The organism is Rosenbergiella australiborealis (assembly GCF_018494035.1).
GTDB classification, from domain to species: domain Bacteria; phylum Pseudomonadota; class Gammaproteobacteria; order Enterobacterales; family Enterobacteriaceae; genus Rosenbergiella; species Rosenbergiella australiborealis.
In genome coordinates this window covers 158,608-180,471 of record NZ_JABBFO010000006.1, presented here as the reverse complement: position 1 = coordinate 180,471, position 21,864 = coordinate 158,608, and the positions used below count along the sequence as shown (strand labels likewise).

Genomic DNA, 21,864 nt, shown 5'->3' with positions numbered 1-21,864 from the left:
CTTCACACCAATGCAGCATATTCAACGTATTAACTGATTCTACTTATCGCCTCCGTTAAAAATGGGGGGATTACCATGTAGAGTGTAATAATGAGAAAATAAGATTATAGCTTGAGCAATGATCCTAATCGGATTCGTCTTTTCGATCAGGTGTTTGTATGGGCCATAAATCGAGAACAGGCGCGATAAATCGCGGGACTCATCAAACAGGATATGGGTGCATTACTGCCGGGTGATTTTTTCCCCTTCTCCACGGGAGCCATAAAACATAGACTGTGGCTGATTAAACGGGGTGATTTTCGTCAGGGTATAAGGATTGGCGCTGGTTGAAATATCCACCAGCCTGTAATGGGATTTTAACTGTGCTTCGGTCAGATCGCCGCAGCGCATATCACTGGCGCTGTAGTGCGACCATCGAGATACATTCCTTGTATTATCGTCAGTGGAGCTCTTCACAAGGAATAATACGCGCTGGTGGGTTGAGGTGTAAACGTTGTACAGCCCCTGCCCGTAATTTTTTGCAGATTCCGGGCAGGGAGCACCCATTTACTGTTGCCGGAAAAGCTGTGTAGTTCTCTGAGCCATTCAACCGCTGGTGGTGGTAGCGGAATATCAATAACATCGCTGTTCTTGGCGGGCTCCACTGGTAGGTGCCATATTGCCCCGTCTCAGTCGAATTCAGTCCACGGAGCGCCGCACAGTCCCATTTTGCGGCAACACAGGCAGAGTATCAGCTTCATGGTGAGTTCGTTCTCACGGCTGAACCCTTTAGCCATGCGCATAGCCTGGAAGATAAAAAAGCCCGCAATTAGCGGGCTGGGTTGGTTTTCTGCGATGGTATGAAACGTTACTTGAATCTGTTTATTGAGTAATGGCACTAAAGCACTGTTATTACTGGGTTTGATGTTTATCATTTTTGCTTTAGGTACACCCTTGTGTACACGCTAAATCAGAGTGCTACACGATAACGGTTAATTTTCATCCTAGCTCTCACTTCCGCCATCCAGTGAATAAATCCACCCCTCTAGTTAGTTCCCCACGTTACGTCATCGAGTAAAAAACTCACCGTAATACCCCCGTTAAACCTTAGGGCAAACTTAGGGTGGTTAATGACCGATTACCGTAATCTGAACTTACACTAACCAGTAAGCTAAACCTTGCCGTAATCTTACTCCCTTCATGGGGTAGGGTAGGTCACTGACTTTTTTGTGTAGTAAGTCTGTGGGGTGGTGGTCGTTTTTTATCAATTAAATCAGCCAGCTCAATTTTGAGCCGTGCCACCCCCCCTCAATTTTGAGGCGGGTTCTAAATGTGTGTTAAACACATGATTAAACAGCAAAGTGTAGAACTGCGCTCTGGTCGCCTTGAGTTGAAGGGAACCTATCGAGTGACGGTCACAATAATTTTGTAACCCTCTGATTATCTCGATAACGTAAATCTGCGGTTTCGATCACCGCCCTAGGTGCCTCCGATTTCGGAGCCACCTACTTTGTGCGTTACTGTCGGTAACTCTCAGAGAACGGGCTAAGGCAACATTCTGCCTTTGTGCGTCAGCCTTACTGACTCGCAACAAACAGGGTAACTATCGGTAACTCTGTTGTGAGCTTCTGCTAGTGGCTGGCAAATCCATCAAGCAACGGTCAAGCAACCATCAAGCAATCGGTACTCCGGTATTACGAAATAGTCGTAAAACTAACCTAAGCCCGAATCAGGGCTTTGCTACCGTTATGGGAATTCCCATATCGCTCAGGGTAGGGTTTTGCACTTAAAGGGTAAAACTGCCGCCTGATTTGTCGGTAGGTCTTTCGTATGTACTTACGATAGTTTCGTAGGCCATCACCGAAGCTACGAAAATAGCTTCACCTCTCTTTAATCCGGTTTTGAAATCATCACTGCTCACTCACGCTTTATTATAAATATAGAAAAACACGTTAGTTCAGTTGGTTCAGTTGGTTCAATTTGTAAAGATGTTTGTTTTAATTAGTGTTTTTCTCAAAAAGTGAACCAACCAAAATGCGTTTTGAACCAACATTGAGTATGAGTGAACCAACATTATCACGGCTTAATTACTGTCTTACGCTGTCTTACAGTGGTAAAATTACTCACTATCTCCCTTTGCTGGTGGTCATTATGAGTAAATCCCTGTCCGTTACTTTCCGCGTTCCTGCTGAACTGGTCGAATCATTTACCAATGCTGTGAGTGAGTCCGGCACTGATAAAACTGCGTGGCTCGTTGACGCTATACGCCATAAACTCAGCCAGCCAGATAGTAATCCCGATCACCGGATGATTGCCCTAGTAGAGCGCATGGAAACGGCTGCTGCTGCGTTGATTGGTGGTAAGCAGGGCATACCTCCGCACCCATACAATGAAACGGCTGTGCTTCAAGTGGTGGCAGATACCATAAAGCAGGGCCTTGATAACGGGCGTGTAATTGCTCAGAGGATTAACGAGGCAGGTTATCAGACTAGGGCGGGTAAGGCGTGGGATAAGGACATTTACAGCGCGTGGAAGCGACAAAAAGACACCGCTACGAAAATAGCTGCGGTCGCTGGGTAAGGTTTACACCTGAGTGTTATCCGGCATGAGGTCAATAAGATTTTCTTTCAACATGTACACTTAATCGACTAATCTCGAATACGTGTCGATATTTTTGCTTTCTATCGACATGAACAACTAACGTGTACACTCAATCGACATGTTTACTTAACGTGTCGATTTTTACATCTTTTATCGACACGTTGTGCGGTCGTGTACAGTCTATCGACATGAGGCTAACATATGTCGATATTATCAAGAATTTTCGACATGTATGGTGGTATATATGCCTTGGAATAATGAACAACCTTACAATGACCTACCATTGCTTCCTCCTGATGAGGAAGTTATTGAGACGAGAAAGGTTTTAAAAGCCTGTGTAAAAGCACGGGCTGCTTTGGCTGAACTAAAACAAGCTGGTGAACTTTTACCAAACCAAGGGTTATTGATAAATTTACTACCTCTTCTCGAAGCAAAAGACTCCTCTGAAATTGAGAATATAGTTACTACTTCGGATAAGCTTTTTCAGTTTGCAGAGGAGGATAGCCAAGCTGATCCAGCAACCAAGGAAGCATTAAGATATAGAACAGCGTTACGGGAAGGGTTTGTACAATTATCTAAGAAGCCTTTGTGTGTATCTATAGCTGCTGAGATATGTAGTCGGTTAAAAAACACGGAAATGGATATAAGGAAAGTTCCTGGTACTAATTTAAAAAATAGTCGGAATGAGGTCGTTTATACACCACCTGTTGGTGAGCAAAAGATTCGTGATTTGCTTAGTAACTGGGAGTCATTTATACACAAAGAAGATGATCTTGATCCCTTAGTAAAAATGGCTGTAACCCACTACCAATTTGAGGCTATACACCCTTTCACTGATGGGAATGGCCGTACTGGAAGAATTATAAATATACTATTCTTGATAGATAAAGGGCTACTGAGTTTGCCTATTCTTTATCTGAGTAGATTTATTGTTGAAAATAAGGACGACTATTATCGCCTGCTTAGAGGTGTTACAGAGCAAAGCGAGTGGGAAGATTGGGTATTATTTATGGTAAAAGCAGTCGAAGAAACTTCGGTGTGGACTATGAATAAAATACAGGCAGTTAGGAAGCTGATTGATCATACAACCGATTATATCAAAAAGCATCAAGATAAAATCTATAGCCATGAACTAGTTAAGACTATTTTTGAACAACCATATTGCCGAATTTCTAACCTAGTAGATGCAGGCATAGCTAAAAGGCAAGCAGCGTCGCAATACCTTAAAGAGCTATGTGATATTGGTGTCCTACACGAATTAAAAATCGGTAAAGAGAAACTATTTGTTCATCCGAAATTCATACAATTAATGACTGACGATAACAATAATTTTAGCGACTATGGATAAGATTAGCGGGGCGGGCGTGGTTTCTTCCACTGGTAGGGCGGCGCTTCCATCGTTCGGCGGTAACGCTCCTTTGCTGCCAGTGCGTTTCTAATCTCGTTGCGGGTGGTGTAGAGCGTGTGTCTGTCCAGCTTTTCGCCCTGTAGTCGAGCCATCTGTAGCACGGCTAATTCTAACGATGTACGGTCTAGCATTGGTCGCCCTCACAATAAAAACGGTAGTGTAGCAACTGTCGACCGTATGACTAGCCCTGTTATCTGCCGGCCTTTATGGTCTGTGCTATCATGCGGTCGGTATGCTGCCCCATAAGGCCATTAATCAGCATCATTTCCCGATAATGTTCAGTGCGCGGGGGTGGGTTCATGGCATACAGTTCAGCCCATCGCTTCGCTAGTATCAGATTACGCGCTCTGTTGCTCTCTTTGGCGGTAAAGTGTTCAGGTACTACTAACGGGAAGAAAGCCTGCCTGCTCCTCTCTCCATGCTTCACAGCGTTAGTATTCCCCATCGGTGCGCCTGACCCTTTGCGCTTTCCACCCCAACTTGATTGTTGGTTAATTGTCATGGCTGGCCTCGTTTATGTGGTGTGTGGTACGCACTGAAAATGCGTACTAATGCTGCGTACCTCACTGCGTACTTTCGTATAGGTTCGCACTTTAAATGCGAACTAGAGCTGCGAACCTTAGCGCGAACTGCGAACCATTAGCGTAATCTGCTAAGGAAAAAGCATCGTTTCGCTGGAAACCTGTTTGGAAACCTCGCGTTTGGATACCAGTCCTGCGGGTGTACGAAATATTTCTCATACCTCGAATCAAAGTTAGTTTTTATCAACCATTCATGGGGTAGGGCTGCGGTTACTTATCCTTCTGAACATCAACAATCTACAACAGGCGAAGTGTTAGTATTTGTTAGGGTTCTTGGTTAGGATTTGTTAGTGGTTCATGGAGTAGGGCAACTTTGCGCAGTTTTCGGGATTCGTTTTGCGCAGTTTCCTGCGCAGTTTCATCCGTGCGCTTTCTCTGTTCTTCCTGCCAGTGACGATAGCCTTCTAATTGCCGCGCCTTACCTTCTGCTGTCTTTGCTCCACTACTTGCGCCGCCGTGATATTTGCATCGCCCATTACGATATATATCTTTGCGCTTACAGGGTGTTCCTGCTCTGGTCTTGGCCTCGCATCGTAAATCAATCAGGTCGTCTGGTATCGGCTCATGGGGTGGGGTGGCGTTGTGCCTAAATCCTGCGTCTTGCCACCGCTTAAAGCGTTCATCACTGCGCTGATAATATTCCTGCAGGCGCTTCACCTTCTCTGCTCTATCGCTCATATAGTCGCTCTCTGTGGTAACTAATCGTGGTAACTCGGTGGTAACTGGTAACCATCAATGATTGGTTACTTATAGTGGTTACTGATTGCGGTTACTGGTCACTATCACGCGCCAGCTTTTCGGCGATGGCCTGTCTAACGAACTCAGCACGGTTACGGCGGCATGGGTGGGCTATATGACCGTGCTTTCTAGTGCCTATCAGGTCATCAACTTGAGCCACCAGCGAACTCTCAACCGTCACGATTAAACGTGTAGTTTCTACACCATTAAAATATCGGTTCGTTTTCTTCTTCGTGGTCGGCATGGCTAACCCCTTTACTTTTATCATGGGGACGTTTTTGTCCCCGTGGTCTGCATAGCTAACCTATTGATATTGTTCCAGAGGACAAAAACGGCTTCTGGCTCATTGGCCTGATTCTCGCGTGTGCGCGTACTGGTCGTTAAATCATCAAAGGCACGATCCGCTAACGTACCGCTGAATCGTCACTTACTCGCCCAAGACTACTGCGGTTAGTTACTCAATATATAAACGGAAGATTGAGCGGTTATATCTTTCGACAGTGATTTAACGCTAGTAGGATTGCTGTTAACGTTCACGTTACCGTGGAAATGATATTGGTCTGTGTTCTGGTTATGGTTGTTAGTGATGTTATTGCCGCTAGCTTTGAGCGCTGAGCCAGTAGTAAGGGAATTAATGTAGTCCTTGGTCTCAATTGGCATCTGTTTCAAAGTGCCATTAAGGTACTTATCTAAATTACCTTCTCCCCAGTTATAGGCAGCGGCAGCCTTGCCAATATCATGATGATATTTCATTAGCAAACCGTGAAGTTTTTTTGCTGCCGCCACCGCTTCCTTATTTGGGTCTAGCATATCTTGCAGGGTTAGCCCGTATTCTTTGCCAGTGGCAGGCATGAATTGGAACATTCCTCGCGCACCACTCTTAGCATTGATAGCATCTTTGTCGCCAGATGACTCTTGGGCTGCGATAGTCCTTAATAAATCAGGTGGTAAATGATACTGCGTTTCTAACTTAGAAAATAAATCAGTATAAGGTTCAAGACGTTTTGCTGTGGTGCCATCGTATGACTTTCTCCACGCAGAATCGTAATCCTTACTTAATGCGTTAGGTTTCCATCTTTCCACACCAGCCTGTTTAAACTCTCCATCTGTGGTCGGCGTGTTGTTGGTAGGGGCTAGTAATGCTATAGGCCCTAGTAGCCTAGTTAGGGCAGCCATAGCCGCGGGGTTCAATACAATTCCTGTCAGTGCCTTACCTAATGCTGACACCGGGGAAACAAGCGCCCAGAGCCAAGTTGCTAACTTGAATCCTACGACAATTTTTATTGCGTTTTGCCAACCGCCAACCTCTTTGACTAGGCTACTAATTGAATTCTGGATTTTATCTAGCCAAGCCTGAACCTCTTTCGGGTGTTTGTTAATCCATTCAGCCCATCGGTTCAGAAAAGTAACAAACCTCTCAGCGTAAGGCAGCAATGCCATCTCAAGGGTTCGCTTCATATTGTCAAAGTTGGTCGAAAGCGTTGCCATTTGTTCGGTGAACTGCTGATTTTTTCTAATTTGTTCATCAGTGACCATAGATTTGCTTATCATTTTCTGTACTTCGGGAAGAAATTTCTTTTCTACAGAATTCTGAATTATCGCTGGGTCAAGGTGCGCCATTCCTCCAAATTCGTATTGTTGCTCCTTGGTGAAATTAGGTAGCGCTTTAATGATGCGAGTCAGTAGCTCCTTACCGTCTTTAGCGCCAGCGTAGTCAACGTGCATATAAGCAGCGGCTTGGTAAATAGTGTCATCATAGTGACCTGTAGCTTTAACTCTGTTTACAGCATTTTGCGCGCTCGCCAATGAGTTAGTTATTGACTCTTTTGTAGAACCTACTGCTTCTGCTGCGTGTTGCCAGCCGTCTAACTCTTTGGGCGCCATACCGAGCATTTTGGATTGGATAGATAAACCCATAACACTTCTAGTCATGCCGTCAATGAATTTGACCATACCACCAATAGATAGCCCGATACCTGTAAAAGCTAATAACTCTCCTTTAAGTCCTGCAAAGACATTCTTGGTTTGCTTCGCACTATCTTGAAGTTTTGAATGTAACTTATCTGAGTTATTAGCTAGTTTCTTTTGTGCCTCAGATGATTGCTTTTCAGCTAGATTGAAGCCGGAGACCAGATCTTCTAATCCCTTCTGAATTCCTAGAATAGCTGACGTTAATGCTTTTTCTCCTTTGGTTAAATCGTCGGCATCTAACCCAATTTGAATAAAGAATTTCTCTAAAACTTCATTAGCCATGTTTCACCTCCAGCCCTTCAAGCGCCTTAGCCATGAAATGACGAGCGATAACGTGAATTGTCGGGGCAACATTAAGCGGAGATTTTCTGCGTTCCTCGCGCTGAATCGCTTGCAGGATTTCTATTTGCTCACGACTCAGTAAAACCGGTTTTAGTTCTGATTTATTCATGGTGATACCTCGATATATTGGTTATTTATACAGCTATTGTAATTGTTATTATTGAAATGATTAATATATTTATGCCGATTTATGAAACGATTATTTGATAGTGAGGATCGAATGAGTAGATCAAACTAATAAGCCGCTAGGCTGCGGCTCGAGTGGATTTATGGCTTGATTCTAAATGCTTGCCCGTTGGGTTTGGCGATCCCCATGCGGTGCTGTGTGGCGGTGGCTGCGCGGGTCACGTCTGAGAAATTATCTACCGTCACTTTGGGCGGCTTAATATTCTCGGTGAGTTCTGCGCGATGTTTTATTATCCATTCCCGTTGAGCATCCATCTTGCAGCCGTCCAGTACAGTGAGCCATCGTGATAACGCCCGGCGATAGAGTCCGGCCTGTTCCAACTTCTCTGCCTTATCATCCCTTACCATTGTAAACCGCCTTTATCGCTTTGGTTTTCTCCTTAGCCGCTGCCTGTTGTTCCGGCGTGACCTCTCCGCATGGATTGCCGTCTAGGTCGTACCGATCACCACCAGCCGCCAGTGCTTTCTGATACCGATAGTTTGACGTATAACGTGCGAGGGCTGATTTCACCTGTCCGATACCGAAAGTGAGTTCATTGTCGGCAATGTACTTTGCCATGTCCTCAAGGATGCCAATCTTAAACGGCTTCGGGTCTTCTTCACTCAGTAGGGCAGGGAAGATGCTTATCAGCCTGAGCATTTGGTTATGCTTATGCCTCGCGTTCTTTCTGGCTCTCTTATTGCTCTTACCTGTCGCCTGTACGGGCTTCTGTGGCGTTTTCTCTGCCTCGGCTGGCTTCGGTGTTGGTTTGCGCTTTAACGATAATACAGGGCGTTTTGCTTCGTTGTTGTCGGTCATGGTTAAAACTCCGGTTCATCGTTAAAAGGATAGTTCTCATACTCTGGCGGCACGTTACTCTGTGGTTTCGTTGCTTGAGGGGTGGACTTCCTGCCGGATGGTCGAACCGTCTTAGCACTGATAACAGAATCAGCAATCACCTGAGCCTGTTCCTTCTTCACGCCGTCTTGTCCTGCCCACTGGTTCAACTGCATATTACCGGCAACGCTTATCATGTCGCCCTTTGAGTGCTTTGCCAGTGCCTCGGCCTGTTTACCGAACGCAACCACGCCTAGCCAGTAGGTCGCCTGTCCTTCGTCTGCGTTATTGCATGGCAGATTAACGGCAAGTCGCGCCATTGCCATTTGATTACCGTTTGCTGTAGTGCGAGTGGTGACTTCTGCCACGATACGCCCATGTGCTGAAATTTGTGCGGTCATACATTCACCTTTTCTTTAAATTTGACGTTACTTAACAGGGTAAATTGTGCGTTCACTGCCAACCAGACAGAATCCTACGCGCTCAATGTTGGTTCAAAATGGCTAATTGTTGGTTCAATGTTGGTTCACTATCAGGACTAAAACCCTTATAAATCAACACCTATAAACAACTGAACTAACTGAACCAACTGAACCAACATAAAAAACACGCACATGAAAAAAACTATTCTGTGCTTTCGCTCTCCTCTGGCATGAAGTTCAGAACAACCACGTTTATCTGTCTGCCATCTACCCGTGGCGACTTTCTTTGATAGCCTCTGTTATTGGCTGGCGGTGTTAGCATTCCAGCCTGTTTCAATACATCGGCAAACTGCTTGTGATTAAAGCCAGTGGCTATCTCTTTCTCAAACGTTTTCGGGAAGGTGTAAAAGGTTATCTGGTCATCGTCATGTTTACCTTTGCTTCGGTATCCCGCCAAGTTCTGAATGGGTAGCATTGTCGGGTCGTAGGGTAGTGGAGCGAACCGGCTTAGCCCGTAGGAGTTCAGAAACGCCTCGGCCTGTTCGATAATCTGTTGGTGCTCTTTATTACCAGTGCCGAACTCCATTAACCATGCGTTGTAGCTGTGCTGTATCGCATCACGGCACGTTTGTTCCTCCCATCCGGTGATTACTCTCCCTGTGAGTAATGCGGCCTCTAAGATAGCGAATCGAGCGCCTACACGGTGAACCTGTTCCCCATAATCAGCGGGTATCATGTTTCGCCAGCGTTCCTCACACTCTCGGATAGTCGCAACGGCCTGAGTCTGGTTTGTGGCCAGCCATTTAATCCACTCACGCCCCGCAGCCCCATAATGATTTTGATAGGCATCTTTGAGCGCGTCAGCGTGTTGCTTTCCGGTCTGGTATTCGTGAAAGCGCACTGATTTACTCATGGGAATATTGAGAAGTCGCACCAGTTGCCCGGCCTTAGTCTTTCTGCCGCTGGTGGCGATAAATGTTTCCATGTCCATTTCTCCGGTACTAATCGCCATCGTGCGCCAGCGTTTTAAGTCACGGTTCCCGCCTTCCTTAGCACCTTGTAACTTACCCACGCCATTAAACAGGGCATAAGCCGATTGTGAAACGCTTACAGGATCAGCGCCTTGGCCTACTTCATCTAGCGGCATTAATCCGTCATTGTGGGCGGCAGCTTCATTGGCTAACCCTAGTGCCGTTCCGTACCATGTCAGGCGCAACGCATCGGGATCACCGTATAGACTCGCGGCGGTATTAGCGGTGGTGGTCTTACCTGCGCTTGATTGTTGGTAGAAGTGAATCCCGAAACCGTCCGCACCGGCTAGGCCAATCATCGGGGCAGCCAGTGCGGCGGCGATACCCGTCATCATTGAGTAGTTACCCGCGGCGAGTCGAGCGACTGAATCACGCCAACTATCAGCACTGCCTTTCACCTTATAACCGGATGCGGCACTACTGCGCCCACTGAATAAAACAGGTCGCTCAGGCTCTCCGATGATTTCACCATCCGGCATGATATACGCGCCACATTGCCAGCCTGTCGCATGACTCACGCGCCAGATTTCACGATTACCGCTCATTTGTAGCCAATCGGCTAGTATTGCCCGCAGGCTGCCTTTAGTGGTGATATTCACGCCACCCGCTTTAAGGGTACGCCAGCCTTCACGCTCGCCAATATCAGCGAGGGGTAGCGGGGCGGTGACGGTTTCTTTTTCTCCGTAGGGATGCCAGCGCAAAATCAGATATTGGTCTTTATCATCGCGCCCGGTTCCGATAACTTCCAGCGGTGAAGCCAGCCAGCTCTCGTTATTGATAACCTCGCCGCTTACCTTGTCCACCTTCGGGGTGATCCAGTACACGCCATCCTTTCGACTTTTAACGTGCGGCTTGAGTGGGTCGCCTTGCTTCTTATCCTCTTTACCGCCGTCAATCACCTGTAGCGTTGCTGTCATGCCTACTCCTTCTGGTTGGTACAATCCATCATTAAATGCGCGTGTCGCTTCTTCTAGGCCGTACTGCTGGCGGTAATCATCCCAATCTGCTTTATAGTCGCCCTTTGGCATTGTCAGCCATCCAGAGACAGTCTGAGCTGCTTTAATTGCTGCTAACTTTCCCGTGTTGGGTTCGTCATCGTGGTAGTCGTTATCTGCTGCGATAATTATTTGAGCGTGGGGATATTTGGAACGCATCACCTTAGCAACAGGCGTTAGGTTTCCTGCGTCAATCGCTGCCACCGTTAAGGCATCTGGACGCATCAGGCTAACGCTCAGTGCTGTAGCGTAACCTTCGGCTAGGATTATCGTTTGAACGTCATCAGGCGCGTTGACGGCGTGATATGAGCCTTGCTTTGCTGAACCTGCCACCAGCTTCTTACTGCCTATCTCTGAGATAGTCTGTGCTGCGACAACTTCACCGTTCCCATCGGTCAGAGGCAGAAAAATAGAGCCATCGGGTAACAGTTGGCAGTTGATGCCGTTTAAACCTTTGGCTATCAGGTACTCACTTTCTCCGGTGGTGGCCTTGGCTGATAGAACGCTGTAATTACGGGTGAATTGCTCTTTGCGCTCGGCCTGTTCCAATTCTTCATGCTTGCGCTGCGATTCTGCCTGTTTGGTGCGCTTGGCAGTGAGTTCATCACGTCTTTTCTGGTCGGCGATAGGGTCTGATTCACTCACCCGGTAATCAATATTCAACACATTGGCAACCATCTTGGCGGCTTCGGTCGTGTCGCAGTTGTTCACCTTCTTAATGAGGTCTAAGCCATCTCCAGCCCCGCAGTGGTTGCAGATATGGCTGCCTTTTCCCTTATCATCGAAACGAAAGCGGTCATTACCCCCGCAGTGGGGGCAAGGCGCATGTTTTCGCGGGTTATCAGGTACGGCAATACTGAGGCTCTGTAAAATGTAAGGCCAGTTACCCGCTGCTTCGGTGGTCACTTGGTTGATTAGGTCGATATTACGCATTATTCCCCCTAGTGCGTCACTGCTGCGGCTGGAAAACCTTCTTCGTTGAGCGTTTGGATAAATCCATCGTGTAGGACTGTCAGCCCATCAAGGCCGAATTCAGACAGGCATAAAGCACCGTCTTTCACCTCAACAAACAGCTGATACATTTGCACGGCTGCCGCGCACGGGTTATCCCTGTACATTTCACAGGCGATAGCTTCGAGGTTGTTTGCCAGTGCCAATCGCTCAGGGGCAGGGTAGATACTCATGCCGCCATGCTCGCCGACGTACATCACGGCCTTGCCTTTGCTTCCGTCTTCCTCGGTCACTTCAACAGTGCCGTTCTTCGCTAGTTGGTCGTGAATAAACAAGGTCGCCACAATCCAGCGATAAATCACCATGTTCTGTTCGTCCGTTGGGGTGAAGTAACCGAATGATTGGCCTTCGTAAATCGCTGCGGTGACTCTTAGCCCGTTGTACAGGTCATGGTCATAGCCACCAGCATCTAGTGACTTAATGGCAGACTTGTAGCCGATTAGATTTTGGTGTTGGTAGTTGCCTGACTCATTACGTTGCATAAAGTTGATGCCGTCAGGGGTGGCCTCGATGATTAGTGATTTCATGGCTGTTCCTCCGCATGGTCAGGGTTTTCGAGCACAAATAGCAGTGACTCGGCAGCGTCCATTGCCTCCGGTACGCCATCCAGTAAGGTGATAATTGCCGCAATCTTGTTGGCTTCCTCGGCGTTTTTGCAGAGTTCTAACCACATCGACAACACGGATTGAGCTTGCTCAACTTGGCGGGCTGCGTTTGGTAAAGGTAAGGCTTTCATTGAGTGCGCCCCTTAGCTTTATCTAAGCGAAAATCAGCGCGGTTTACGGTGTCGTTCAACTCGCTGATAAGCGTTCTGAACCCTGCGGCGGCAGTTGGGTTAGCGGCTTGCAGTTTGTCATCTAGGTGAGCGTCCCAAAGGTCGAGTAGTTGGCCTGAGTATTTACAAGCGATCTTCACGTCATGCTCCACGCCTTGGGATGGCTGCGGGGTAGTGGTCGCTAGATGATTACCTTTGGCTGCCTTATCTTTTTCAGCGTCAAGATTTGCCATATCAATCAGCAATAGCATTTGTGATAACCAGCAAGAAACGCTCTCTTTATCGCCGTGCGGTAACACATCGGTAAGGACGTGGACTAAACCAGTGCGGAACCGTGTAAGCCTTTCCGCTATACGATCGGCAGACGTGAAATGGTCAGGGTAGGCTTCCTCTCTCGAAAGCATCGCTTTTACTTTGGCGGTTTCAGGATGTTGCTGGATCACTTAAACGCTCCTAACTCTGGGATAGTTAACTGAACTAATGCGGTAATACGCTCGATAGCGGGGCGAATAACTTTTAACTCACGCTTGCGCTGCGTCATTTCTGCGCTGCCATGTTTGCCGTGTCGCCACTTAGATTTATGCTCTGCTGCTGCCAGTAGGTTCTGCGCTTCGCTCAGGGGCATGGCTTCCAATTCCTCAAGGCTTGGAATGAGGACAGGGCGAATATCTGAGAAGTGCGGGTTAGGGCGAAAGTAGGCCTCTACCAGTTGCTCTTGAACCTTCCACGCTAAGTCATCGTTAAAAGGTTTAGTAAGTAACAAATAACCAAGCTCGGTGACGACTACCCCGTGACTCGATTTAATGGGGAATAGATCACTAACTATCCAGCGACGTTTAATGTCGGTGGTTACTTTTTCATCTGACTGAGTACGTTTAACGTACCCAGTGACTTTTAATTCATCGCGTATCTGTTCGGCATCAAGCTCAAAGTAATGCTTTCCTTTGGTGAAGCGGTCACGGTGACGGCGAAAGGCTGCGGAGGCTGTACCGTTAGGGCGCTGGTGCGCTTGGTCAACCATTGCGAAAGTCACAACACGCTGGCCTTTGTACTCCACCAGCGGCAGATTTTGATTGCTCAGGGCAATGGCGTTCATGCTGGCACCTCCTGAGAACTACTCACACCAGAAAGGTACATCGCATCATCGTTTGAATCTGACTCGCGGTAGCTGCTATCAAGAGCCTGATTAACAAACTCAAGCGCATCGATAAGCATTTCACTGCCGTTAATAAGCGGCTGTCTGAAGGCGTTAAACATTCTCACCTCCGCGAATCTCGCAGCCGTCCAGTAGACAGTAGAGGTCATGTACCGCTAGTCGCATCAGGTCGTTCAATGCGGTCAGGGTGCGCTTTTGGTTGGGGCAGTCTTGGGCGATAACGCCATCAATGACATTAAGCACTTCAAGGAGCGTGTCGGCCTTATCAGCTAGGTCGCAGGGCGATTGATAAACTCTAAGCATGAGACACCGCCTGATTAATGCGGCCGGCAAAAAAACAAACGTGGTCTTTGACGAGCGATAGACGGGCTTCTCGTTCTGTAGGTGCTGCGATATGGTGAATAGTCGCTTTGATAGTCGGACAATCACGGCGAACTGCTGCGATAATCCAGATGAATGATTGTTGCTCGTTACCTGATTTTAGGTTGAGCGAGTGCCGCCCTTGTGCGGGTGTGGTATTCTCTTTCACAGCTTCCTCGTTACTATAGATAACGGTGGTTGTTAGATGCCCTGTTAGCGTTGGCGCGCTTCGGGGCATTGTTTTTTGGTATGCACTTGTCATACACTTGATTACCACTTTAAGATAATCAGGTGTCAACCAAATGTCAACCATTAGCCTTAACGGTAAAGGTAATAAGCAAATAGCATTGCGAGTGGAGCCGGAGTTGGAAGCTGGCATTAAACAGGCTTTATCCCAAGACGGTGACGCATCGGTATCGGCTTGGATTAAGCGCATTATCCGTAAAGAGTTACAATCTCGCGGTATTGAACCAAAGGTCTGATAATCTCTGGCTGTAGTCGAAAGGGTGGCATTCGCAGTGCTACCCTTTTTTTCGTCTGCTTTATGACCGATGCAAGAATAAGTGCTTTGCTTTTTAATATCCTGAGAAGTCAGGACATCTACAGCAAACTCACCGTAAAGATCCCGATTTCGGCACTGTTTAGATACCGGAATTCCGGCTATGTAAGACTCGAACATCGGACGAACTTTTGCCCGATGCTCTGAGCCACCGCACTGAGCCGATTCTTTGGCTGAGTGACTATCTCCAAAATATTTTGGATGTTGTCGGCATGGAGTACATCCCTGTGATTGAGGAATGTTAAACAGGCCAGCCAGTGAAGGGCATTTATTCTGGACGGATAGCATTAGTGAACCTCCGGTAACTGAGGTTGATACTTACGCCATAGCTCCGCTTCTTCTGCGATGAGCTGCGCTTTCTCTCCCTTACAGGCTTGGAGTTCTTTACCACGCTTGCTGGCCTTCTTGTCATAGGCCGCTTTCCGTTTGCTGTGGTCATTGAGGAAAGCGAAAGGGACGCCATAGGAACCGGTCTTGCGGATAGAGGGGATTACCTCACGGAATACCCAATTAGTGAACTTATGGGAGAATGTTCCCGCTGTTGTTGCTTTACGACTGCGAGCCATCAGTTTGTAGAAACCTGATTCGGCGACCATGTTCCAGCTCCTAGCCCCGCCGCGCTTACCAGAATGACCCTCGGTTAAACTTAGGGTCATTACCTCGTCATCATCTAAAGCAGAAATGGCGCTACTTGGATTACTCAGCTCCAACGCGTCACAAATATCTTTGGCCACAAACCACGGCTCACCAAAAACATTCACTATGCGTACTGTTTTACCCTCAAAGTTGATAACTGAAATATCACTATTGCTTGCCCGGAAAATATCACCGCTGACATGCTCAGGGCGTGGGGATACCTCGAAACTTAATTCGCTTTTTTTCATGATGTCGGTTTCCGTTATTTAGCTAGTGGCGTTATCTGAATAAAGGCTCAGAATATCGTTTACTTGAACTTGAGATAGACCAGGGTAGTTACCCTCTTTGGCTTTGAAGTTAATAAGCCTGAGCAACTGTGATGCGTCTTTACGGCAGGCCAAGCGGTAGCGGTAATGGCTGCCAATACCATCTGGGTTTTTCTCGTCTAAGCGCTCAAAGGTGATCCCTGTCTCGCGTTCGATTTCTGAAACATAGTTGCGACCAGAAGATAGTCGGCATTGAAATAAAATCTCGTTCTCAGTAACTCCGTTAATTCCGCTTGATGCGATATAGGTAAAGGCTCGGTGCTTCTTTGGTGTGCGCTTGGTGTGATTGGCTGATTGCTTGATATGATCTGCGGGTGTAGAATCAATCCCGCGAATATCTGAATGAGCCACCTGTGCAGGGTGGTTTTTTTTCACCATTAAATCGCCTCCCTACGCTTTGCCAGCCAGTTATTAATCTCTACCGCATCAAAGGCGGTGACGTTCTCTGTCAGCTTTACAGGGCGCGGTAATGTGCCGTTCTTAATCCAACGGTCAATAGTTGAGGTTGATACGCCTAGTAGTGAAGGCAAGCGGAAACGGCGGATATAGCCAGTTGTGGGAATTACTGATTGTGCGGCTTGTTGTGAGGTCATACCCCTAACTCCTAGTGATAGTCGATAGGGGTATGATTAGAAATATGGTGTGCAAACTAAAGCAAACTTTCAGATTAGTATTTAAAACTTTGAAAGTTTTAGAATTATCTAGCCTTTGCTTTCCTTAGGTAATTCCTTATGTTTGCGGGGTTTATGTCGTCATACTCAATATTATTTCTCTTGAATTTTTCTTGTAATTGCTCGGAAATAGATTCCATTGAAAGTTTTTCTATTCCGCCATCAGATAGGAATGACAGTTTAATTAATGACCTGATTAATGACGCTTTTTGCTTGGAGTAATTTTCTTTTTTTATCTCAGCCTTTTCTCGATGGCTTGCAATGATGGGTTTTCCTTTGGCATCAATATCAAGGCCGCCTTGAAGTAATAAGTTCATTTCATACGCCGTTACATAGCAATCATTAGTATTAACTGAGAGCCAACTATCGCAATAAAACTCGCTAGGGACAAAATCTGCACTGAACTTTTCTTCTTTGCATCTAGGGCGAAGTAAGTTATCTATAAGAAGCGTTGTGCCGCTATTGCTATCGAACTCTGATTCTATGGCGTAGATTTCTGATGTTGGTATCGCTAGAAATCCATCCCATTTCCAGATATTTTTATCCCTTGTATATATTTCGTATTGTTCAATAACTCGTAAATATTCTGATTGGTAATTAAATCTCAAATAATACTTAGCTAATGGATAATCATCCTCTTCACCTTCACCTTCACCTTCACCTTCATCTTCATCTTCATCTTCATCTTCATCTTCCTCATTACTTGCGTTAAGGCAGTTATGATCTCCTGTAACATCCTCCCAAGTTCTCAGATTTTCTGGGTATGGGTTTTCAGCTATTAACTTGGCATCGTCAACCATAAGGGTGCTTGTTGATTCAAAGTTGATCTTAACTGACTCATCACCTTCCCCTTCGGGAGTAGTAAAAGAAAAGTCTAAATCTGGAGTTTTGATACAGAGTTGTAGTTTTCCTATTGCAGCAAAATGAATTAAATCCTCAATTTCACAGTTTGCCTTCTTTGCAGCTTGTTTAAGCGTGTAATATTTATGCTCAGGTAGAGCCATAACGTCACCTCTAACGTTAAACCTTAAAAGGGATTGAGTCAGGCGGTAGGTTTGCCGATTTTCGCCCCGTCGGGCTAGACTCAATCTATTCTGCTACTGCGCCTTTCTTATCGGCGTTACGTTGTATTCTGTACCAGCTTCCAATGCCACCAGCAATTCAGCCCATTGCGTTAAGGCTGCCCTGCGTTCGTTAAAATATTGGTGTCTGTTGTAGATACCTTCTACGCCTTTAATGCGGTGGTTAAGGCATCTTTCAGCGACTACCGGATCTACACCTAACGCCGCAAGGTGAGTCCTCGCTGTCCGTCTAAAGTCGTGTATCGTGAAGTTTGGAACGTCCGGTAACTCTGCCCGAACCTTTGCTAGTGCTACGGGTAAAGTTGATTCCTGAATATGGGGGATCATCCTGTTTTGCATCTTACGGGCGGGTAAGACGAACTTACTGTTACACGAAAACGTGTGAAGCTCTCTAAGCCATTCAACTGCTACGGGGGCTAGTGGGATGTCTATTGCGTCACCGTTCTTGCTGCGTTCCTCTGGTAAGTGCCAGACTGCGTTATCTAAGTCGAATTCTTCCCACCTTGCCGCGCATAACTCCATTTTACGGACACATAAGGCCAGTAGTAGCTTAAAGGTCAGTTCATTCTGGCGGCTAAATCCCTTAGCGGTTCGCATCCCCTGAAACAATCGGATTAGTTCATCACGGTTTAGCCATCTATCACGGCTAACCTCTTTCCCGCCAGCATCAGACACCTCAAACGCTGAACATGGGTTTACTTCCAGATACTCGCGCTTAATACCGTAATCAAAGATTCTGCGTGTCCAGCGTAAAACGTCCGTTGCTATGGTAGGCGCACCACGCTTCACAATACCTTTTAGCATGTCATCAATGTGGCGGGGCTTAACGTCCTCTACCTTCATGCTTCCGATATTCGGGTTTATATCTTTGTCGATTCTGCGCCTGAGAATATCGGGGTGCTTCCAACGTCCTAGTATTTGGCTCTCAAAATACTCGGCTGCGAGTTGGTGAAACTTCTTGGCATTCTTCTCGGCTTCCATCTTTTTGATAGCATCGGCCTTCCTCTCCTGCTTCTCTCCGGCAACGTCATAACCCAAAGATACCCGCGCAGATAATTCTTTCGCCATGTCACGGGCTTTCGATAGGGATATTTCTGAGTATGAGCCGATAAGCATAGCGCGAGATTTACCAGCGAATTTATAACGGAATCTCCAGCTAGGTGATCGGTCTGCTGGCCTGAACCTTAAATAAAGGCCGTTACCGTCTGCTTTCCCTTCAAACCGTTCATCGGCTTTAATCCATGCGCGGATCTGCATGTCTGTTAATTTTGTCATTTGCGAATACCTGAACATTGAATAGGGGGTGTACCCAAAGATGTTCATCAAAATACCATTGGGTACACCTTTGTGTACACGGAAAATGTGCGCTTTGTTGCGTCTTTATGATAGCTGTTGATAATAAAAAACCGCGACAATGCGCGGCTTATAAGGATTTTGTGTGGGTGGGTGATTCTTTGTGATAGCTTACTCAATATTCTGAATCTGCTCACGCATCTGTTCGATCAGCACTTTCAATTCAATGGCTGATGTAGTGATGGTCGCAGTAATCGATTTAGACCCGAGGGTATTAGATTCACGATTAAACTCTTGCATCATAAAATCGAGGCGACGACCCACGGCTTCTTTCTTTTTCAGGATGTTATAGGTTTCTTTGATATGTGCATCGAGGCGATCAAGCTCTTCGGCGACATCAATACGTTGAGCGAGCATAATCAGTTCTTGCTCGAGCCGTTGGCTGTCTACTTGTATCGCGGCATCATCGAGTTTACTGACTAGACGTTCACGCTGCCAAACTAGCACGGCGGGCATTTCTGATCTGACCTTAGCCACTTCTTGACTTACCGCGGCTAAGCGCTGCTCGATAAGTTGCTTAAGTGCTGCGCCTTCTGTTTCACGAGCCTCAACGAAGTCATTCAGTGCTTGGTCTAATCCTGCGAGTAATTGCTGGTTGATGGCATCTAAATCCTGCTCGCCGGCGCTCATGACACCTGGCCAGCGTAGGATATCGACAGGATCGATAGTCCCTTCTTCGGTACGGGATTTCACCCAGTTTGCGGCGTTAATCACCTGCTGTGCCAAGGTTTGGTTTAGGCTCAATTCTCCTTGGGCGCCAGGGTTGGCGTCGAAACGAAGTTGGCACTCAACCTTACCACGGGTTAAACGCTGACGAATACGATCGCGGATCACTGGCTCTAAGCTACGAAATTGCTCAGGAAGACGAATATAGGTTTCAAGATAACGCTGGTTGACGGAACGTAGCTCCCAGCTGGCGTTACCCCATTCTCCTTTCATATCGTGGCGTGCAAAAGCGGTCATACTGCGGATCATAATCGTTACTCATTTTGGTCAATATTAGTCTCAGTATAACGGTCGAGGGGATTTGAAAACAGCGTCTCATTTTTACCGATGGGAATAACCTTGATTAGCGCTTAGGATAGGGATTTCTTTATGAACCAAGGTGGGGTGATGAATCTAAAGTCTTATGGGTTATTACTTTCTTGCTGTGTGCTGATGGCGGGATGCCAAGCTAGGCATTCAGAGGCTGTCTCGACACAACAATCTTGCCAGACGGGGGCAGTATTGCAACAAACGCAACTGTGGTTTGGTTTAAGCCAGCCAGACGGGCGTATTATTTCGCCACAGCAGTGGCAGCAGTTCGTTGATCAAGTCATCACTCCGGCTTTCCCACAAGGATTATCGGTGATCGAGGCAACAGGGCAGTGGTTAGGCCATGACGGCGTAAGAGTAAGAGAGAGTAGCCGGGGCGTCCTCTTGATTTATCAGGCGAGCAAAGAGAAATCACAGGCGATCGACCAGATACGTGCTCGTTATCGGCAGCTTTTCTCGCAAGACTCTGTCATGCGTGTTGATCAGCCCGTTTGCGTCGCCTTTTAATCTTTAGGCGCCTCATGGGCGCCTAAATCGTGGCTAGAGGAATAGGCTGGCGAAGGCTGCAGAGAGTAGGCTGACGAGTGTTGAGCCATAGACGAGTTTCCAGCCATAGCGCGAGACCGTATTTCCCTGTTTTTCATCAAGCCCTTTGACCGCCCCCGCGACAATGCCTATCGAGGCGAAATTAGCGAAAGAGACCAAAAAGATGGATAAGATCCCGAGGCCTTTCGTCGTAAATTGGCCAGCCATCTTCTGTAAATCAATCATCGCGACAAATTCATTCGACACCAGTTTAGTGGCCATTACGCTTCCTGCCCTTAATGCATCCTGTTTGGGAATACCTACCAACCAAGCGAGAGGCGAAAATACGTAGCCGAGAAGCTGTTGAAAGCTATATCCAAATAATGCTGAAAACAGCGCGTTAATGGCACTCATCAAGGCGATAAATCCAATCAGCATCGCGAGGATAATCATCGCCACTTTGAATCCGGCGAGAATATACTCGCCTAACATCTCGAAAAAACTTTGTTTTTCATGAAGCTTAGCTAAAGAGATCGGCGCGTCTTCGTGATGAGGTGTTGGGTTGATAATCGACAATATGATAAATGTACTGAACATATTTAGGAGCAGAGCGGTCACGACATAACGCGCGTCGATCATCGACATGTAGGCGCCGACAATCGATAGCGAGACGGTGGACATCGCGGTAGCCGCCATGGTGTATAGCCGCTTGGGGGGGATATCGGCAAGAATACCCTTATAAGCGATGAAATTCTCTGACTGCCCTAATATGAGGGTACTTACCGCGTTGAAGGACTCGAGCTTACCCATACCGTTAATTTTCGACAACAAGGTACCGACGATACGGATCAACAGAGGTAAAATTTTCCAGTGCTGTAAAATACCGATTAATGCAGAGATAAAAATAATCGGGCAGAGTACCCCAAGGAACACAAAGGCGAGACCCTGTTGATGCAGGCCACCAAAGACGAAATCAGTGCCCTGTGCAGCAAACCCAAGCAACGCCTCGAAGAAGCCACTCACCCCATCGACCAAGGCCAATCCTGCAGAGGAGTGCAAGCAGAACCAACCTATCGCACCTTCAATAATGAGAAGCTGTAGGAGGTAGCGGGGTCTAATATGCTGGCGATCGTGGCTGACGAGTAATGCCAATGCCCCGATAACGGCGAGGGCGAGGATAAAATGGAGTAAGGTCGACATATCAAGACTTTTCATTCGCGAAAGAGCATTATTTAGCCATAGCTGGCAAATTTTTTCATCTGTAATTTTGGCAAATTTTTTGGCTAACAAGACACTGAATCTTG

27 protein-coding genes and 2 pseudogenes are annotated in these 21,864 nt (G+C 46.9%); 5 read left to right on the top strand and 24 right to left on the bottom strand.

Annotation, left to right across the window (positions count from 1 at the left end; genetic code table 11):
- Positions 1-138: 138 nt before the first annotated feature.
- Together HGT73_RS14810 and HGT73_RS14805 are read right to left on the bottom strand one after the other, a co-directional pair.
- A pseudogene (locus HGT73_RS14810) lies at positions 139-456 on the bottom strand (DUF3289 family protein); the annotation flags it as partial.
- Positions 457-518: 62 nt separating this feature from the next.
- Positions 519-794, bottom strand: a pseudogene (locus HGT73_RS14805) (site-specific integrase); the annotation flags it as partial.
- Positions 795-2,130: 1,336 nt separating this feature from the next.
- On the opposite strand from HGT73_RS14805, the gene HGT73_RS08635 reads away from it, so the two are divergent.
- The 3 genes from HGT73_RS08635 (at position 2,131) to HGT73_RS08625 (ending at position 4,527) form a co-directional block, all read left to right on the top strand.
- On the top strand, positions 2,131-2,559 hold the full coding sequence (locus tag HGT73_RS08635; protein ID WP_214213709.1) for a hypothetical protein: 429 nt from the start codon (positions 2,131-2,133) through the stop codon (positions 2,557-2,559).
- A gap of 265 nt (positions 2,560-2,824) precedes the next feature.
- Positions 2,825-3,928, top strand: coding sequence for a protein adenylyltransferase Fic (gene fic / locus HGT73_RS08630; RefSeq protein WP_214213679.1), 1,104 nt, complete (start codon positions 2,825-2,827; stop codon positions 3,926-3,928).
- A gap of 359 nt (positions 3,929-4,287) precedes the next feature.
- Complete coding sequence (locus tag HGT73_RS08625; protein ID WP_214213677.1) at positions 4,288-4,527, top strand: hypothetical protein; 240 nt, start codon at positions 4,288-4,290, stop codon at positions 4,525-4,527.
- Between the two features lie 306 nt (positions 4,528-4,833).
- Here the strand turns inward: HGT73_RS08625 and HGT73_RS08620 are convergent, their stop codons facing one another.
- The 15 genes from HGT73_RS08620 to HGT73_RS08550 all read right to left on the bottom strand — a co-directional run bounded on the left by HGT73_RS08620 (position 4,834) and on the right by HGT73_RS08550 (position 14,542).
- Positions 4,834-5,247 (bottom strand): HGGxSTG domain-containing protein, encoded by a 414-nt coding sequence (locus HGT73_RS08620; protein ID WP_214213675.1) that lies wholly within the window; start codon positions 5,245-5,247, stop codon positions 4,834-4,836.
- Between the two features lie 91 nt (positions 5,248-5,338).
- Positions 5,339-5,551 (bottom strand): ribbon-helix-helix domain-containing protein, encoded by a 213-nt coding sequence (locus HGT73_RS08615; RefSeq protein WP_214213673.1) that lies wholly within the window; start codon positions 5,549-5,551, stop codon positions 5,339-5,341.
- Between the two features lie 206 nt (positions 5,552-5,757).
- Positions 5,758-7,560, bottom strand: a complete 1,803-nt coding sequence (locus HGT73_RS08610; RefSeq protein ID WP_214213671.1) for a transglycosylase SLT domain-containing protein — start codon at positions 7,558-7,560, stop codon at positions 5,758-5,760.
- Entirely contained in the window at positions 7,553-7,729 is a 177-nt protein-coding gene (locus HGT73_RS08605; protein WP_214213669.1) for a hypothetical protein, read from the bottom strand. Before HGT73_RS08605 ends, HGT73_RS08610 begins: the two co-directional genes overlap by 8 nt.
- Before the next feature lie 158 nt (positions 7,730-7,887).
- Entirely contained in the window at positions 7,888-8,154 is a 267-nt protein-coding gene (locus HGT73_RS08600) for a PerC family transcriptional regulator (RefSeq protein ID WP_214213667.1), read from the bottom strand.
- Positions 8,141-8,605, bottom strand: a complete 465-nt coding sequence (locus HGT73_RS08595; RefSeq protein ID WP_214213665.1) for a ProQ/FINO family protein — start codon at positions 8,603-8,605, stop codon at positions 8,141-8,143. The genes HGT73_RS08600 and HGT73_RS08595 overlap by 14 nt, the downstream gene beginning before the upstream one ends.
- A 2-nt stretch (positions 8,606-8,607) precedes the next feature.
- Positions 8,608-9,024: a single-stranded DNA-binding protein gene (locus tag HGT73_RS08590; RefSeq protein WP_214213663.1), complete on the bottom strand. Its 417-nt coding sequence runs from the start codon at positions 9,022-9,024 to the stop codon at positions 8,608-8,610.
- A 223-nt stretch (positions 9,025-9,247) separates the two neighbouring features.
- Entirely contained in the window at positions 9,248-12,004 is a 2,757-nt protein-coding gene (locus tag HGT73_RS08585) for a TOPRIM and DUF927 domain-containing protein (protein WP_214213661.1), read from the bottom strand.
- Positions 12,005-12,012: 8 nt separating this feature from the next.
- On the bottom strand, positions 12,013-12,609 hold the full coding sequence (locus tag HGT73_RS08580; RefSeq protein WP_214213659.1) for a hypothetical protein: 597 nt from the start codon (positions 12,607-12,609) through the stop codon (positions 12,013-12,015).
- Positions 12,606-12,818 carry a hypothetical protein gene (locus HGT73_RS08575; RefSeq protein ID WP_214213657.1) on the bottom strand — a complete coding sequence of 71 codons (213 nt, stop codon included), beginning with the start codon at positions 12,816-12,818 and terminating at the stop codon, positions 12,606-12,608. The genes HGT73_RS08580 and HGT73_RS08575 overlap by 4 nt, the downstream gene beginning before the upstream one ends.
- Positions 12,815-13,300: a hypothetical protein gene (locus HGT73_RS14800; RefSeq protein ID WP_241609346.1), complete on the bottom strand. Its 486-nt coding sequence runs from the start codon at positions 13,298-13,300 to the stop codon at positions 12,815-12,817. The genes HGT73_RS08575 and HGT73_RS14800 overlap by 4 nt, the downstream gene beginning before the upstream one ends.
- Positions 13,297-13,953, bottom strand: coding sequence for an ORF6N domain-containing protein (locus tag HGT73_RS08565; RefSeq protein WP_214213655.1), 657 nt, complete (start codon positions 13,951-13,953; stop codon positions 13,297-13,299). The genes HGT73_RS14800 and HGT73_RS08565 overlap by 4 nt, the downstream gene beginning before the upstream one ends.
- The gene (locus HGT73_RS08560; protein WP_214213653.1) at positions 13,950-14,114 is read right to left on the bottom strand and encodes a hypothetical protein; all 165 of its coding nucleotides are present in this window, start codon (positions 14,112-14,114) and stop codon (positions 13,950-13,952) included. Before HGT73_RS08560 ends, HGT73_RS08565 begins: the two co-directional genes overlap by 4 nt.
- Positions 14,107-14,316 (bottom strand): hypothetical protein, encoded by a 210-nt coding sequence (locus HGT73_RS08555; protein ID WP_214213651.1) that lies wholly within the window; start codon positions 14,314-14,316, stop codon positions 14,107-14,109. Before HGT73_RS08555 ends, HGT73_RS08560 begins: the two co-directional genes overlap by 8 nt.
- Positions 14,309-14,542, bottom strand: coding sequence for a host cell division inhibitor Icd-like protein (locus HGT73_RS08550; protein WP_338111593.1), 234 nt, complete (start codon positions 14,540-14,542; stop codon positions 14,309-14,311). The genes HGT73_RS08555 and HGT73_RS08550 overlap by 8 nt, the downstream gene beginning before the upstream one ends.
- Positions 14,543-14,675: 133 nt before the next feature.
- Here HGT73_RS08550 and HGT73_RS08545 point away from each other — a divergent pair, with 133 nt between their 5' ends.
- Positions 14,676-14,855, top strand: coding sequence for a hypothetical protein (locus HGT73_RS08545; RefSeq protein ID WP_214213649.1), 180 nt, complete (start codon positions 14,676-14,678; stop codon positions 14,853-14,855).
- Between the two features lie 364 nt (positions 14,856-15,219).
- Here HGT73_RS08545 and HGT73_RS08540 read toward each other — a convergent pair whose 3' ends face one another.
- The 6 genes from HGT73_RS08540 to HGT73_RS08515 form a co-directional block, all read right to left on the bottom strand.
- On the bottom strand, positions 15,220-15,816 hold the full coding sequence (locus tag HGT73_RS08540; protein WP_214213647.1) for a BRO-N domain-containing protein: 597 nt from the start codon (positions 15,814-15,816) through the stop codon (positions 15,220-15,222).
- Positions 15,817-15,834: 18 nt separating this feature from the next.
- On the bottom strand, positions 15,835-16,272 hold the full coding sequence (locus tag HGT73_RS08535; RefSeq protein ID WP_214213645.1) for a hypothetical protein: 438 nt from the start codon (positions 16,270-16,272) through the stop codon (positions 15,835-15,837).
- Positions 16,272-16,487, bottom strand: a complete 216-nt coding sequence (locus HGT73_RS08530; protein ID WP_214213643.1) for a helix-turn-helix transcriptional regulator — start codon at positions 16,485-16,487, stop codon at positions 16,272-16,274. The genes HGT73_RS08535 and HGT73_RS08530 overlap by 1 nt, the downstream gene beginning before the upstream one ends.
- A gap of 104 nt (positions 16,488-16,591) precedes the next feature.
- Positions 16,592-17,569: a hypothetical protein gene (locus HGT73_RS08525; RefSeq protein ID WP_214213641.1), complete on the bottom strand. Its 978-nt coding sequence runs from the start codon at positions 17,567-17,569 to the stop codon at positions 16,592-16,594.
- A 93-nt stretch (positions 17,570-17,662) separates the two neighbouring features.
- On the bottom strand, positions 17,663-18,922 hold the full coding sequence (locus HGT73_RS08520; protein ID WP_214213639.1) for a tyrosine-type recombinase/integrase: 1,260 nt from the start codon (positions 18,920-18,922) through the stop codon (positions 17,663-17,665).
- A 189-nt stretch (positions 18,923-19,111) separates the two neighbouring features.
- The gene (locus HGT73_RS08515) at positions 19,112-19,975 is read right to left on the bottom strand and encodes a YicC/YloC family endoribonuclease (protein ID WP_214213636.1); all 864 of its coding nucleotides are present in this window, start codon (positions 19,973-19,975) and stop codon (positions 19,112-19,114) included.
- Between the two features lie 120 nt (positions 19,976-20,095).
- Here HGT73_RS08515 and HGT73_RS08510 point away from each other — a divergent pair, with 120 nt between their 5' ends.
- The gene (locus HGT73_RS08510; RefSeq protein ID WP_241622499.1) at positions 20,096-20,542 is read left to right on the top strand and encodes a DUF3574 domain-containing protein; all 447 of its coding nucleotides are present in this window, start codon (positions 20,096-20,098) and stop codon (positions 20,540-20,542) included.
- A gap of 33 nt (positions 20,543-20,575) precedes the next feature.
- Here HGT73_RS08510 and HGT73_RS08505 read toward each other — a convergent pair whose 3' ends face one another.
- Complete coding sequence (locus HGT73_RS08505) at positions 20,576-21,760, bottom strand: NupC/NupG family nucleoside CNT transporter (protein WP_214213704.1); 1,185 nt, start codon at positions 21,758-21,760, stop codon at positions 20,576-20,578.
- Positions 21,761-21,864: the final 104 nt, after the last annotated feature.